Annotated in this window: 10 protein-coding genes and 1 pseudogene; 1 reads left to right on the plus strand and 10 read right to left on the minus strand. The window is 45.5% G+C overall.

The features are described 5' to 3' along the window. Window positions 1–11 precede the first annotated feature (11 nt). From MED121_RS07965 to MED121_RS07975, 3 genes are all read right to left on the minus strand, one after another. Entirely contained in the window at window positions 12–5,153 is a 5,142-nt protein-coding gene (locus MED121_RS07965; protein ID WP_009833143.1) for a VCBS domain-containing protein, read from the minus strand. 102 nt (window positions 5,154–5,255) lie between these two features. Then, a complete protein-coding gene (locus tag MED121_RS07970; protein ID WP_009833144.1) occupies window positions 5,256–5,678 on the minus strand; it encodes a TIGR01244 family sulfur transferase in 423 nt (140 codons plus the stop codon). A gap of 20 nt (window positions 5,679–5,698) precedes the next feature. Continuing rightward, the gene (locus MED121_RS07975; protein WP_009833145.1) at window positions 5,699–5,977 is read right to left on the minus strand and encodes a peptidylprolyl isomerase; all 279 of its coding nucleotides are present in this window, start codon (window positions 5,975–5,977) and stop codon (window positions 5,699–5,701) included. A gap of 118 nt (window positions 5,978–6,095) precedes the next feature. Here MED121_RS07975 and MED121_RS07980 point away from each other — a divergent pair, with 118 nt between their 5' ends. After that, window positions 6,096–6,893 carry a response regulator gene (locus MED121_RS07980; protein WP_009833146.1) on the plus strand — a complete coding sequence of 266 codons (798 nt, stop codon included), beginning with the start codon at window positions 6,096–6,098 and terminating at the stop codon, window positions 6,891–6,893. Between the two features lie 61 nt (window positions 6,894–6,954). Here MED121_RS07980 and mutT read toward each other — a convergent pair whose 3' ends face one another. From mutT to MED121_RS08015, 7 genes and pseudogenes are all read right to left on the minus strand, one after another. Then, window positions 6,955–7,338, minus strand: a complete 384-nt coding sequence (mutT, locus tag MED121_RS07985; RefSeq protein ID WP_009833147.1) for an 8-oxo-dGTP diphosphatase MutT — start codon at window positions 7,336–7,338, stop codon at window positions 6,955–6,957. Beyond that, window positions 7,338–8,558 carry a bifunctional glutamate N-acetyltransferase/amino-acid acetyltransferase ArgJ gene (gene argJ, locus MED121_RS07990; protein WP_009833148.1) on the minus strand — a complete coding sequence of 407 codons (1,221 nt, stop codon included), beginning with the start codon at window positions 8,556–8,558 and terminating at the stop codon, window positions 7,338–7,340. Before argJ ends, mutT begins: the two co-directional genes overlap by 1 nt. A gap of 9 nt (window positions 8,559–8,567) precedes the next feature. Further along, on the minus strand, window positions 8,568–11,270 hold the full coding sequence (secA, locus tag MED121_RS07995; protein WP_009833149.1) for a preprotein translocase subunit SecA: 2,703 nt from the start codon (window positions 11,268–11,270) through the stop codon (window positions 8,568–8,570). Between the two features lie 137 nt (window positions 11,271–11,407). Next, window positions 11,408–12,321, minus strand: a pseudogene (lpxC, locus tag MED121_RS08000) (UDP-3-O-acyl-N-acetylglucosamine deacetylase). Window positions 12,322–12,433: 112 nt separating this feature from the next. Then, complete coding sequence (ftsZ, locus tag MED121_RS08005) at window positions 12,434–13,687, minus strand: cell division protein FtsZ (RefSeq protein ID WP_009833151.1); 1,254 nt, start codon at window positions 13,685–13,687, stop codon at window positions 12,434–12,436. A gap of 41 nt (window positions 13,688–13,728) precedes the next feature. Then, window positions 13,729–14,991: a cell division protein FtsA gene (gene ftsA, locus MED121_RS08010; protein ID WP_009833152.1), complete on the minus strand. Its 1,263-nt coding sequence runs from the start codon at window positions 14,989–14,991 to the stop codon at window positions 13,729–13,731. Window positions 14,992–15,061: 70 nt separating this feature from the next. Then, window positions 15,062–15,745, minus strand: coding sequence for a cell division protein FtsQ/DivIB (locus tag MED121_RS08015; RefSeq protein WP_009833153.1), 684 nt, complete (start codon window positions 15,743–15,745; stop codon window positions 15,062–15,064). Window position 15,746: the final 1 nt, after the last annotated feature.

The following is a 15,746-nucleotide window of genomic DNA, read 5'->3' on the forward strand; positions in this document are numbered from 1 at the left end:
CGCATTCAGCGTCAGCCTTCGACTGTTGACTCGGTGCTGAACACCAAGCTCGCATCGTCAGCCAGATCCACATCGCTGGCACTGATGGTGCCTGTGATGCTCGCGTCTTCTGCCACCGCACCTGTTGCGGCTTCAGCAACTGGCGCATCGTTTGTGCCGGTCACGGTAATCGTTAAGGTCGTTGTGTCGGTCGCATTTTGGTCGTCGGTCACGGTCACAGGGATTGTTATCACCTGTGTTTCACCTGCTTCCAAGCTGTCGTAAGACGACGCATCGAAGCTGTAAGAACCGTCCGCATTCAGCGTCAAGCCTTCGACTGTTGACTCGGTGCTGAACACCAAGCTCGCATCGTCAGCCAGATCCACATCGCTGGCACTGATGGTGCCTGTGATGCTCGCGTCTTCTGCCACCGCACCTGTTGCGGCTTCAGCAACTGGCGCATCGTTTGTGCCGGTCACGGTAATCGTTAAGGTCGTTGTGTCGGTCGCATTTTGGTCGTCGGTCACGGTCACAGGGATTGTTATCACCTGTGTTTCACCTGCTTCCAAGCTGTCGTAAGACGACGCATCGAAGCTGTAAGAACCGTCCGCATTCAGCGTCAAGCCTTCGACTGTTGACTCGGTGCTGAACACCAAGCTCGCATCGTCAGCCAGATCCACATCGCTGGCACTGATGGTGCCTGTGATGCTCGCGTCTTCTGCCACCGCACCTGTTGCGGCTTCAGCAACTGGCGCATCGTTTGTGCCGGTCACGGTAATCGTTAAGGTCGTTGTGTCGGTCGCATTTTGGTCGTCGGTCACGGTCACAGGGATTGTTATCACCTGTGTTTCACCTGCTTCCAAGCTGTCGTAAGACGACGCATCGAAGCTGTAAGAACCGTCCGCATTCAGCGTCAAGCCTTCGACTGTTGACTCGGTGCTGAACACCAAGCTCGCATCGTCAGCCAGATCCACATCGCTGGCACTGATGGTGCCTGTGATGCTCGCGTCTTCTGCCACCGCACCTGTTGCGGCTTCAGCAACTGGCGCATCGTTTGTGCCGGTCACGGTAATCGTTAAGGTCGTTGTGTCGGTCGCATTTTGGTCGTCGGTCACGGTCACAGGGATTGTTATCACCTGTGTTTCACCTGCTTCCAAGCTGTCGTAAGACGACGCATCGAAGCTGTAAGAACCGTCCGCATTCAGCGTCAAGCCTTCGACTGTTGACTCGGTGCTGAACACCAAGCTCGCATCGTCAGCCAGATCCACATCGCTGGCACTGATGGTGCCTGTGATGCTCGCGTCTTCTGCCACCGCACCTGTTGCGGCTTCAGCAACTGGCGCATCGTTTGTGCCGGTCACGGTAATCGTTAAGGTCGTTGTGTCGGTCGCATTTTGGTCGTCGGTCACGGTCACAGGGATTGTTATCACCTGTGTTTCACCTGCTTCCAAGCTGTCGTAAGACGACGCATCGAAGCTGTAAGAACCGTCCGCATTCAGCGTCAAGCCTTCGACTGTTGACTCGGTGCTGAACACCAAGCTCGCATCGTCAGCCAGATCCACATCGCTGGCACTGATGGTGCCTGTGATGCTCGCGTCTTCTGCCACCGCACCTGTTGCGGCTTCAGCAACTGGCGCATCGTTTGTGCCGGTCACGGTAATCGTTAAGGTCGTTGTGTCGGTCGCATTTTGGTCGTCGGTCACGGTCACAGGGATTGTTATCACCTGTGTTTCACCTGCTTCCAAGCTGTCGTAAGACGACGCATCGAAGCTGTAAGAACCGTCCGCATTCAGCGTCAAGCCTTCGACTGTTGACTCGGTGCTGAACACCAAGCTCGCATCGTCAGCCAGATCCACATCGCTGGCACTGATGGTGCCTGTGATGCTCGCGTCTTCTGCCACCGCACCTGTTGCGGCTTCAGCAACTGGCGCATCGTTTGTGCCGGTCACGGTAATCGTTAAGGTCGTTGTGTCGGTCGCATTTTGGTCGTCGGTCACGGTCACAGGGATTGTTATCACCTGTGTTTCACCTGCTTCCAAGCTGTCGTAAGACGACGCATCGAAGCTGTAAGAACCGTCCGCATTCAGCGTCAAGCCTTCGACTGTTGACTCGGTGCTGAACACCAAGCTCGCATCGTCAGCCAGATCCACATCGCTGGCACTGATGGTGCCTGTGATGCTCGCGTCTTCTGCCACCGCACCTGTTGCGGCTTCAGCAACTGGCGCATCGTTTGTGCCGGTCACGGTAATCGTTAAGGTCGTTGTGTCGGTCGCATTTTGGTCGTCGGTCACGGTCACAGGGATTGTTATCACCTGTGTTTCACCTGCTTCCAAGCTGTCGTAAGACGACGCATCGAAGCTGTAAGAACCGTCCGCATTCAGCGTCAAGCCTTCGACTGTTGACTCGGTGCTGAACACCAAGCTCGCATCGTCAGCCAGATCCACATCGCTGGCACTGATGGTGCCTGTGATGCTCGCGTCTTCTGCCACCGCACCTGTTGCGGCTTCAGCAACTGGCGCATCGTTTGTGCCGGTCACGGTAATCGTTAAGGTCGTTGTGTCGGTCGCATTTTGGTCGTCGGTCACGGTCACAGGGATTGTTATCACCTGTGTTTCACCTGCTTCCAAGCTGTCGTAAGACGACGCATCGAAGCTGTAAGAACCGTCCGCATTCAGCGTCAAGCCTTCGACTGTTGACTCGGTGCTGAACACCAAGCTCGCATCGTCAGCCAGATCCACATCGCTGGCACTGATGGTGCCTGTGATGCTCGCGTCTTCTGCCACCGCACCTGTTGCGGCTTCAGCAACTGGCGCATCGTTTGTGCCGGTCACGGTAATCGTTAAGGTCGTTGTGTCGGTCGCATTTTGGTCGTCGGTCACGGTCACAGGGATTGTTATCACCTGTGTTTCACCTGCTTCCAAGCTGTCGTAAGACGACGCATCGAAGCTGTAAGAACCGTCCGCATTCAGCGTCAAGCCTTCGACTGTTGACTCGGTGCTGAACACCAAGCTCGCATCGTCAGCCAGATCCACATCGCTGGCACTGATGGTGCCTGTGATGCTCGCGTCTTCTGCCACCGCACCTGTTGCGGCTTCAGCAACTGGCGCTACATTGACTGTATGAGTTGAAGAGCCTGAGCTTACGACTGTGTTTCCGGCCGCATCGCTTGACTCAACAACCGCATCGAACGCCGTGTCCGCTGCCAAGTCGCTACCTGCAACATCCACTGTCCAGTTGCCATCCTCATCAACTGTGGTTGTGTAGTCTTCACCATTGACCGTCATGGTCACAACATCGCCTTCTGCGATATCGCCACCTATCGCCGTACCTGTCACGGACACTGTGCCGGCGGCTTCGCTCGCGTTGATCACGTCATCAGAAGTAATCGCATTCACGGTCACTGTTCCCGCTGTCGCTGAGGTATCTACCGTATGAGTTGAGGTTGTGCTAGCTGAGTAACTATTACCAGATGAGTCTTGGCCAGTGACACTCGCCTCGAAAGACGTATCTTGTGTAAGGTCACTACCTGCTACTTCAACACTCCATGTTTTATTGCTTTGGACAGTTGCGGTATAGGTCGTTCCATTAATTTCAAGAGTGACGGTATCTCCAGCTTGAGCATCAAAACCAACCCTACCACTAACGGTAACAGTGCCAGCCGCTTCACTGGCATTAATTACGTCATCAGAGGTAATTGAATTAACACGAATAGTTGCTCTGGCACTGGTGTCTACAAAGTATTTCTCAGTAGAGTCTGCAATACCTTCTTGGCCGACAGCATTAGACACCTGAACACTTGCTGCCACAGTAGTATCAGAGTCAGCCGATAATTCAGAACCAGGAACACTGATAGAGAAAGTGCCATTTTCAACCGAGCCGGTATAATTCACACCATTAACAGTTAAAGTCACAAGGCCAGTATCAAAAGCATCGCCTGTCACCGAACCGGTAACAATAACATCGCCAGCAACTTCAGTAGCATTGAGAACCGAATCATCGGTAATAGGGTCAATATCGATATTAATCTGTAAGCTTGTATCATCAAGGGTATGACTTGAGGATGCTGTTGAGTCGACAGTATTACCTGCCGCATCATTAGAGGTAACAACGACATCAAATGCGGTATCTGCAGCCAGGTCAGCGCCTGCCACATCAACAGACCAGGTATTATCGGCCGCTACGGTAGTGGTATAAGTTGTGCCATTGATAACCAAAGTAACGGTATCACCGGTTGAAATATCACCACCTGTTGCTGTACCTGTTACTGAGATGGTACTTGTCGCTTCAGAAGCATCAATCACATCATCAGAGGTAATAGCATCAACCGTCACAGTACCCGCATCGGCTGTAGTATCTAAAGTAAAAGAATCGGTTACCGCAGAAGAGTTACCTGAAGAGTCGGTAACAAGAGCGCTAACACTAATCGTACCATCAGCAAGGCTACTGATGTCCGTCGCACCTGTACTCCAATCAGAGCCAGAATTTGTTGCGTTAACCGTTATTTGGTTTGCACCATCGGAATAAGTAACGGTAACACTCACAATATCAGGGTCAACACCAGACAAAGAGCTTGAAACATTAGAAGATTCAATGGCATTCACAAAGCCAATATTGGCACTGGAAACCGAAACTGTTAGGTCATTACCCTCATCGGCAGTTGAATCTTGGTTAGCCTCAATTTCACGGGTATTATCTTGGCTTTCTGCAGGCGTATCATCGGTATCATAACCATATTCAGGTAAGGCAAAACTATTATCACGAAGGACATCAACATCGGTATTTGTTTGAGCATCTGAGCCATCCGTTGTTTCACCGGCAGCAGGTGCCTCTTGGATTTGCGTCGGGTCAAGGCCGGCTAGAATGGCTTCTTGGAGGGCTTCAGCTTCGGCTGCCGCCTCCGCGGTTAACTCTTCATTTTCTTTTTCGGTAAATACTTCATCAGTTATTTCAACTATTGACTTTTGGCCTATAACAATATGATTGCCATCTACAAACTCAATGACAGCGGTACCAACACCTTGCGAAACAACCGTTTCCCCATAAAAAATGGGATCGCCAACTTTTAATGGACGTTCTTGTCCATCAATTGATTGAGCACGTACTCCGCCATCAACTTGTAAAACAAAACCAACCGCTTTACCCAAAGTTGCAAAAGATACCTGTCCATCACTCATATTTAGCACCTAAGTCATAATAGTTTTCCGATTACTTAACAAAATAAACGATTTGGCTATAAAAACTATTGTACCTAGGTACTAACACGGCAATTTGAGCAATTAAGCTTTTCTAAAGGGCTCCATTGCAGGCAAACAACGCGCTAAATCAAACCCTTTTCCACTTACTTTTTCAACAAGCGCATCAAAACCATACTCAACCTGGTTATTTAACACCCAAAGCACAGACGATCTAGTACCAGTACGACAAAATGCCAAAACCTTCTTACCCGAAGACAAAACTTCTTGCTGTACATCCAAGTTAGTTTGAGAAAGCTTAGACAAATCGATTGGGTTATAAACATATTCAACCCCTAAATCAGCAGACTTTTGAGCTAAATCCGCTGATAACGGTTGGCCCTCTGATTCATTATCTGGACGATTATTGACAATAATATCAAACCCCAAAGAAGCCAACTCAGCAACATCTAGCTCAGCTATCTGAGGCAATACAAAGTAATCATCAGTTAATTTAATTGGATCCATCAAACACACCTTTTAAAAAATTAATTACGATACAAGACTTTAATCAAATGAAAACCAAACTGCGTTTTAATAGGCCCCTGTACTTTAAGCAAAGGGCCATTAAACACAGCCTTATCGAACGCTTTCACCATGTCACCTTTTCTAAACTCCCCAAGATCACCACCTTTTTTAGCCGATGGGCAAGTAGAGTACTTTTTAGCCAACTGATGAAAGTCTCCACCCTTATCCAATAACGCTTTGACCTTCTCACATTCAGCTTTGCTTTTTGTCAAAATATGACAAGCACTGGCAACAGACATAAAACCCTCAAAAAAAATAAAGTTTGTAAATTAAAGATACATTTTAACCCAATTAGAAAGTGCAAATATATGGTAACGTTATTGTTAGTAACAGACTTCAAGCATAGAGAAAATAGAAATGAGCAATCTAGTAGGAATACAAGAACTGTCAATATTATTGGTTGAGCCTTCCGATGTTCAACAAAAACTTATCCATAGAGCCCTACAAGAGAGCGGCGTTAGCCAAATAGAAAGCGCTAATTCAATTGCAAACGCACTCAACATACTCGAAGATTATCAGCCTGATCTTGTTATCAGCGCCATGTACTTTGAAGATGGCAATGCCGATGATTTTTTACAAAAAATTCGCCACAATGAAAACACCGAACATCAAGCCTTTATGCTTATCTCAAGCGAAAGAAACAAATCCTACTTGGAGCAACTCAGACAGTCTGGTGTACTCGCGATCCTACCAAAACCCTTCACCTCAGAAGCAATTACGCGAGCATTAAAAGCCACCATAGACATTATTAGTGAAGATGAGATTGAACTTGAACTATTCGACACAAAACTCTTAAGAGTGCTTATTGTTGACGATAGCCGACTTGCCAGAAAACACATCTCACGAGTACTGGATGGCATGGGTATTCAAGAGCCCAAGCAAGCCGAAAACGGGGTGGAGGCAATAAAACTTCTCCAAACAGAAGCGTTTGATTTGATCATCACTGACTACAACATGCCAGAAATGGATGGCAGAGAACTTACTGAAGCAGTACGCAACTCAGGTGAATTTTCCCATATTCCCGTACTAATGGTGAGCTCTGAAGCAAACGAAACACACCTATCAAACATCGCTCAAGCAGGTGTTGACGCTATCTGCGACAAACCTTTTGAGCCGGCAACAGTGAGGCAACTATTATCCCAAATAATGTCATAACTAAAACACCTGCTTAAAACAAAAAAAACGGCCCAAAGGCCGTTTTTTTTAACACACAAATTCAAGAATTCAGCAATTTTTCTACAATCACCTTATTCGCTGCAGGAAAATCCAGATTCGCCAGCTCAGAAGAATCGAACCAAGCCGTGAGTTGCCCTTCATTGCCTTTGGCTTCTCCCGCAAATGAATCAACCAAAAAGAAATACAAGCAAACTCGCTTATCACCATAGTCATGCTCAACTTCTTCAAACAATTTTGGCGAAAGAGGAGTAATGCCCACCTCTTCCTGCAATTCCCTCACAAGCGCCTGCTCTGGTGTTTCATGCGACTCACACTTACCGCCTGGAAACTCCCAAAGCCCACCTTGGTGCTGCTCTTTTGTTCGCTTAGCCAAAAAGATCTCTCCATCACGAACAATAATACCGGCCGCCACTCGAACAAACATCAGGTTCGATACTCAGCATTAATCGTCACATACTCATGAGACAGATCCGTTGTCCAAACCCGATCAACAGCGTCACCTAGGCCAAGTTGAACTTGAATGTTTATTTCCTCTGGTGTCATTGCTTGCTGACCAAGCTCTTCAGTGTAACTTGCAGCACGCCCACCATTTTCGACAATCTGAACATCGTTAATAAAGATTTGCACTCTCTCAACATCCAATGATTCGACACCAGCACGACCAACAACAGCCAAAATTCGCCCCCAATTTGGGTCAGACGCAAAAAGTGCCGTCTTAACCAAAGGCGAATGACCAATTTCAAACGCTACTTTCGCCGCTTCATCTTGAGTGCGAGCACCGCTGACTTCAATTTCAACAAACTTAGTCGCCCCTTCACCATCACGCACAATCGCATGCGCAAGCTCTTGCATAATGGAAGTTAACTCAGCAATAAACACTTGCGCAAACTCAGACGCTGAATCCACAATTTGCGGATTATCAGCCTTGCCTGTAGCGATCAGAATACATGAATCATTTGTAGAGGTATCACTATCAATCGTGATGCGATTGAAACTTTGATCTGTAACCTCTTTTAACAAACTCTGTAGAAAAGCCTGCTCTACATTGACATCCGTTGCAACGAAGCCAAGCATAGTCGCCATATTAGGCTTAATCATGCCTGCCCCTTTAGAAACACCCGCTAAAGAATAGGTTTTTCCATCAAAGGTAAACTGCCTAACCGCGCCTTTTGGCCTTGTATCTGTTGTCATAATGCCTAAAGCAGCATCCTGCCATGAGGTATTACCAAATGATGCAACAAGACTAGGCATAGCCGTTACAATTTTTTCAATCGGCAGAGGCTCACCAATTACGCCGGTCGAAAAAGGCAACACTTGATTCGCATCCAAGCCCGCTGCCAACCCCATCGCTTCACACATACGCTCAGCATCTTTCATGCCTTGCACACCTGTACCTGCATTGGCATTACCCGTATTAATAACTAACATACGAGATTGCGCTTGAGCCATGTGTTTTTTTGATAAGGTAACCGGAGCAGCACAAAATGCATTCAAAGTGAAAACACCCGCTACCGAAGCCCCTTCGCAAATTTCGAAGGCAACTAAATCTTTTCTGCCAGGATACTTAATACCCGCTTCTGCAACACCTAAACGCAAGCCATCAATCTGATTGATAGAAGGAAACTCACCATTACCTACCGCCATTACAACCCCCTAAACCAAACGACCATGACAATGCTTATACTTCTTACCTGACCCACAAGGACAAGGCTCATTACGACCCACTCGCGGAACCGTTTCTTGCGGCTCTACAGATTCGTCAACACCCTCTTCTTGCGTTGGCGAAGCATGTGTCATTGTCATCTTCATATTTGACTCAGCTTGACGACGCGCTTCTTCTATCTTGGCTGCTTCATCTGGAGACTGCACTTTTACCTGGGTAACAATTTGAACAACATCAAATTTAATCTGCTCAAGTAAGCCTTGAAACAACTCAAACGATTCACGCTTATATTCTTGCTTTGGATTCTTTTGCGCATAACCGCGAAGGTGAATACCTTGACGCAACATATCCATGGTTTGAAGGTGCTCTTTCCACAATGTATCTAGTACCTGCAAAAGAACTTGCTTTTCAAACATGCGCAGAGACTCTTCTCCAGCAATCTCTTCTTTGGCCTGATAGTTTTCGATAAAGCTGGATAAAATACGTTGACGAAGTGGCTCTTCGTATAATTTTTTATCTTCTTTCACCCATTCTTGAATCGGCATATCCAAACTAAAGTCAGACTTCAACCTTTCCTCAAGCCCTTCAAGATCCCATTGATCAAACATGCTTTGCGGCGCAATATATTCATCGATTACACCTGCAACCACATCTTCTCTCATAGCGATCACAGCAGAAGACAGGTCATTACTGACCATCATGTCATAACGCTGGCTATAAATAACTTGTCGCTGATCATTAGCAACATCATCGTATTCTAGAAGCTGCTTACGAATATCAAAGTTTCTGCCCTCAACTTTACGCTGCGCTTTTTCTATCGCATTGGAGACCATCTTATGTTCAATCGCCTCACCTTTCTCCATTCCTAACGCCTGCATCATTCGCTTGATACGGTCAGACATAAAGATACGCATTAAATTATCTTCAAGGGATAAGTAGAATCTTGAAGAACCTACATCACCTTGACGACCAGCACGACCACGCAATTGATTATCAATACGTCGAGACTCATGGCGCTCGGTACCAATAATATGCAAACCACCTGCCGCTAAAACAGACTGATTGCGCTCGGCCCAATCCTTCTCAAGCTTAGCTTTATCTTCATCAGTTGGATTATTCAGTTCAGCCAATTCCACCTGAAGATTACCGCCCAATACGATGTCAGTACCACGACCCGCCATATTGGTAGCAATCGTCACTGCACCAGGTTTCCCTGCCTCCGCAACGATTTGCGCCTCTCGCTCATGCTGTTTTGCATTCAGAACGTTATGCTTTACACCTTTATCATTTAAGTATTTTGATAAAAGCTCTGAATATTCGATAGAGGCTGTACCCACCAGAACAGGGCGACCATTATTAACATTCTCTTCAATATCTTTAACAATCGAATCAAACTTCTCTTGCGTAGACATAAAGATAAGATCATTAAAGTCTTTTCTCTGCACCCGCTTATTAGTCGGAATAACCACAACACTTAAATCATAAATTTGCTGAAATTCAAATGCCTCGGTATCTGCCGTCCCAGTCATACCCGCTAATTTTTCATAAAGACGGAAGAAGTTCTGAAAGGTAGTCGATGCCAACGTTTGACTTTCTGGTTGAATATCAACCCCTTCTTTTGCCTCAACAGCCTGATGAATACCTTCTGACCAACGACGACCCGCCATTGTTCGCCCAGTGTGCTCATCAACAATAACGACTTCGCCACCCTGGACCACATAGTCAACATTCTTTTGGAAAACCACATGCGCTCTTAGACAAGCATGCACGTGGTGCAACAAACCTAAATTTGCTGCAGCATAAAGGCTATCACCTTCGGCTAACATAGATTGCTCTACTAGCCAATCTTCAACATAGGTATGCCCAGCCTCAGTCAGTTCGACACTTTTTTGAGACTCATCAAAAACAAAATGACCTTCAACTTTAACCTCATCACCTTCCATTTCTTGACGCTCAAGAAGGGGAGCAAGTTTATTAATTTTTCGATATTGCTCAGAACTGTCTTCTACAGCCCCAGAAATGATAAGCGGCGTACGCGCCTCATCAATAAGGATAGAATCAACCTCATCAATAACAGCGAAGGCTAGGTCACGTTGCACTCTATCTTCCAGGCGAAAAACCATATTGTCTCTGAGGTAATCAAAGCCAAACTCATTATTTGTTCCGTAAGTGATATCGGCAGCATAAGCGTTGCGCTTTTCTTCTTTTTCCTGCCCAGATACAACAACACCCACAGATAGACCCAAGAATTCATACAAAGGTCTCATCCAGTTCGCATCACGACTAGCAAGATAATCATTCACTGTAATAACGTGAACACCTTTGGCTGGCAAAGCATTCAAGTAAACAGCCAAGGTCGCTACCAAGGTTTTACCTTCACCCGTTCTCATTTCAGAGATACGGCCTTCATGCAACACCATGCCACCTATCATCTGCACGTCGAAATGACGCATCCCCATAACACGTTTACTCGCTTCCCTTACCGTCGCAAACGCTTCAGACAAAAGTACATCTAAACTCTCACCTATTTCTAATCTCGCTCTAAATTCACTCGTCTTTTCTGAAAGCTGCTCATCTGATAAGGCTTCAAGTGCTGGCTCAAATTGATTAATTTGATTTACAAGTTTTTTTAATCGCTTTACTTCGCGGTCATTTTTCGTACCAATGACTTTTTTTATGACATTTCCTAACATCTTGAACTCAACTCAGCCAGTTAATATTAAACACAGTCTACCATGGTAGATATGAACTAATCACATAATATCAAGGTGATAGACACAAAAAAGCCGGACATTTGTCCGGCTTTTTTGAAAAACTCAATCTTTGCAGATTAACCTACCGCGATAGGCTCTACATAAGAAATAGGAACAGCTTGCTCTTTATCTTCATAAACAACATATTCCCAAGCATCTTTTTGCTCAAGTAGTTGGTGTAAAAGCTTATTATTTAAGGCGTGCCCTGATTTATGAGCGGTATACTCACCAATCAGACTATGACCAAGAAGGTATAAATCACCAATTGCATCAAGAACCTTATGCCTTACAAGCTCATCGCGATAGCGTAAACCTTCTTCATTAAGCACTCGATATTCATCAAGTACTACCGCGTTTTCCATATTTGCACCACGTGCTAAATTATTGGTTTTAAAGTACTCAATATCCTTCATAAAACCAAAAGTACGTGCTCGACAAATTTCTTTAATAAACGCAGTGGTAGAGAAATCAACTGAGGTAGACTGAACATCTTCACCAATAGCAGGATGATCAAAATCAATGGTAAAAGAAAGCTTAAAACCAGAGTGAGGTTTCAGACTTGCAACCTTATCACCGTCTTCAACCGTGATAGGCTTCAAAATGCGAATAAATTTCTTATAGGCATCTTGCTCTTCAATACCGGCAGATTGAAGTAAGAAAACAAATGGGCTAGCACTACCATCCATTAGCGGCAATTCACTTGCACTAACTTCAACATAGGCATTATCAACACCTAAACCAGCCATTGCCGATAATAGATGCTCTACCGTACTTATACTCACCTCACCTTGACAAAGTACAGTTGCAAAATTAGTTGATCCTACAGCAGAGGCATCTGCTGTAATTTCAACTGCGGGCTCTAGATCTGTACGGACAAAACAATACCTGTGTTAGCAGGGGCAGGTTTTAGAGTGAGATAAACCTTTTCGCCAGAGTGTAATCCAACACCAGTTGCGCGGATTACATTTTTAAGAGTGCGTTGACGTACCATGATATTCCTACAGTTTTATGACCAGAGCTACAATAATTCGCGAATAGTAACAATTTAACAACTCAGTTACAACGCAATTATAGAGCATTAACAATTTACAACAAGCTAAAATCTAATCCGCTTGTCGGCGTAAGAATGCCGGTATATCCAGATAAGACAATTTATCTTCATCTGCCTGAGGATTGGCATTCGTTCCAGCCTCTACTCGCTCCGTCTTTTCAACATCAACAGAACGATTGGAAGCCACTTCCCCAACATTCCCTCTAGTCACTGATACCGTCTCAACTCGAGTAGAATCAACAGCACTATTTACTACCTGCTGAGCGGGCGCCGCCATTTGAACTGGAGCCGCTTTTTCAGCAACTTGTGCTACCTGTGCTGCCGCTTGTTGAGCAGCCTGAGCTGACTCCAAACCTGTTGCAACAACAGTTACTCGCATCTCATCACCAACACTAGGATCGATTGCACAACCAATAACAACTGTTGCATCTTCTGAAGCATACTCTTCGATGATATTACCCACCTCAGTAAACTCAGACAGACCAACTTCTTCATTGGCAGTAATATTAACCAACACACCACGTGCGCCTTTTAAGTTAATATCCTCTAGCAAAGGGTTATGAATCGCAGACTCAGCCGCAACCAACGCCCTATCTTCCCCTGTTGAAGCACCAATGCCCATCATGGCCATTCCCATTTCAGACATTACAGTTCTTACATCTGCGAAGTCGACGTTAATCAGACCAGGTCGCATAATCAAATCTGTAATACCTTGAACAGCATTAAAGAGCACATTATTTGCTTCACCAAACGCCTTCAGTAGCGATATATTTTTACCTAAAACAGGTAACAAACGCTCGTTGGGCACAATAATCAAAGAATCAACATTATCTCTTAACTCTTTAACACCGGCTTCAGCAACTTTTGCTCTTCGACGCCCCTCAAAAGGAAACGGCTTAGTCACAACAGCAACAGTAAGAATACCTAGATCACGTGCTACTTTAGCAATTACTGGCGCAGCTCCTGTCCCGGTTCCACCACCCATTCCTGCTGTGATAAATACCATATCGGCACCAGATAATAATTCTGTAATTTTTTCTTGATCTTCTAGCGCAGAATCTCTTCCAACTTCAGGATTTGCCCCTGCACCAAGACCTTTAGTGATGGCTGAACCTAGCTGTAAAGACATACCAGAATCAATACCCACCAAAGCTTTAGAATCCGTATTGGCGCATATAAACTCAACACCTTCTAACTGATTCTCCAACATATGACGCACAGCATTACCGCCACCGCCACCAACACCAACAACTTTAATAATCGCGTTATCGGATAAATTTTCTTCTGCCAAATCAAAGACATTCATGGGCTTATCGCTCCTCAATTCTAATCGATGTCAACCCTTGACTAAAAATTACTTTTAACCCAACTTTTCATATTCCGCCACATTTTATTCGCAGCTTCCGCGGTGGATTCAGATTTAACACTATGCTTTGATTCTTCAACCTTAAGTGAACTCACATGCTGCTGAGCCATTCCTAAGTCCGATTCATCAATGCCATACATAATTAAACCAACACCTGTCGAAAAGATTGGATTATCTACAATATCAGACATCCCTTTCACACTTACTGGGACCGACATGCGAACCGGCATATCAAACACTCGCTCCGCTAACTCTGTCGCCCCTTCCATTAAAGAGGTACCACCTGTCACAACTATGCCAGCTGGAATACGCTCCGCATATCCACTTCGGCGCAATTCATCGAGCACCAAACTAAAAATTTCTTCGTATCTTGCTTCAACCACTTCTGCTAAAGCATGACGCGATATTGACCTTGATTGTCTATCTCCAACACTTGGCACTTCAATATTTTGATCTGCACCCGCTAGAGAAGACAAAGCACACGCATATTGAACTTTAATATTTTCAGCATGCTGTGTTGGTGTTCTTAACGCCATAGAGATATCGTTTGTCACTTGATCACCCGCAACAGGCACAACGGAAGTATGATGAATCGCACCATCTATCCAGACCGCCATATCTGCGGTACCAGCGCCAATATCAACCAAGCAAACACCTAAATCTTTTTCATCATCACTCAAAGAAGAATGACTAGAGGCAAGCTGCGATAAAATGACACCATCAACACCTAACCCACATCGTTTAATACACTTTTCAATATTCATTACCGCATTTGCGGCACCAGAAATCAGATGTACATTTGCTTCCAAGCGAACACCAGACATGCCAGAAGGGTCTTTGATCCCTTCCTGAGAGTCGATACTGTACTCTTGCGGCAATATATGTAGCACTCTCTGGTCAGAAGGAATAGGAACAGCCTGAGCAGCGTCAATCACTCGCTCAATATCCGCCTCATGCACTTCACCATCTTTAACTGCGACTATGCCATGGGAATTTAAACTTCTAATATGGCTACCTGCCACACTGACATAAACAGAATGTATATTGCAGCCTGCCATCAACTCAGCTTCTTCGACCGCACGCTGAATCGATTGCACGGTAGACTCTATATTGATAACGGCACCACGCTTCATACCTTTAGCCGCATGGGAGCCTATTCCTACAATTTCAAGACGTCCATCAGCCATCACCTCACCAACAAGGCAAACTACTTTTGATGTTCCAACGTCAAGTCCAACTATCATTCATTCTTCCAATAAAAAAAAGCAAATTTAAAGATGTTAATTTAGCCATTAAGCAAGTATCAAGCCACTTCTACTTTTCAATGGTTTGCCAAGCAACAGCTATACCATGAGGGTATCTTGCATCGATACTTTCAATATTCGCCATTCTACCCGATAAATCAGATTTATACACGGCAATAAAACGCTGCAACCTAGAGAGAATCTCATCTCGACCCAATTTCACCAACAGACCATTCGTAAAATAGACATTCCAAGCGCCACGCTCTTCCAGCTCAAGTGTTTTCACTTTCAAATCAGAATTCGTTAACACCTGACTCACCAATCTGAACTGCTCAAGCACATGGCGACTCATACCTTTTGGCCCTTGCAAATTAGGCAACGGCAAATTAGCCGACCTAGGCGGTAAAATAACCTCGCCCTGAGCGGTAATTATCTGCCCATCACGCCAATTCGCAACAGGCTCCTCTTCTACAACGGTAACAATCAACCTATTAGGCCAAATCTTTCTCACGCTGACAGAGTCAACCCAAGCAAGCTGGCTTGCAAGAGCAGAGAACTCTTTTACCGATGAAAACAATAAACTCTGCCCAACAAAGACATCGTAAGCGAGATTTAGTTCTTGCTGTGAGGCATATTTAAAACGCCCCTCAACCTCAACGTCAGCAATACTAAACCAACCTCTTGATTCTGCCTCTCCTTGAAGAAAAGCCAACAAAAATAACAAGAAGGCCCCTAACAATGCAGCTATTCGCACC

Source organism: Marinomonas sp. MED121, assembly GCF_000153025.1.
GTDB lineage: Bacteria > Pseudomonadota > Gammaproteobacteria > Pseudomonadales > Marinomonadaceae > Marinomonas.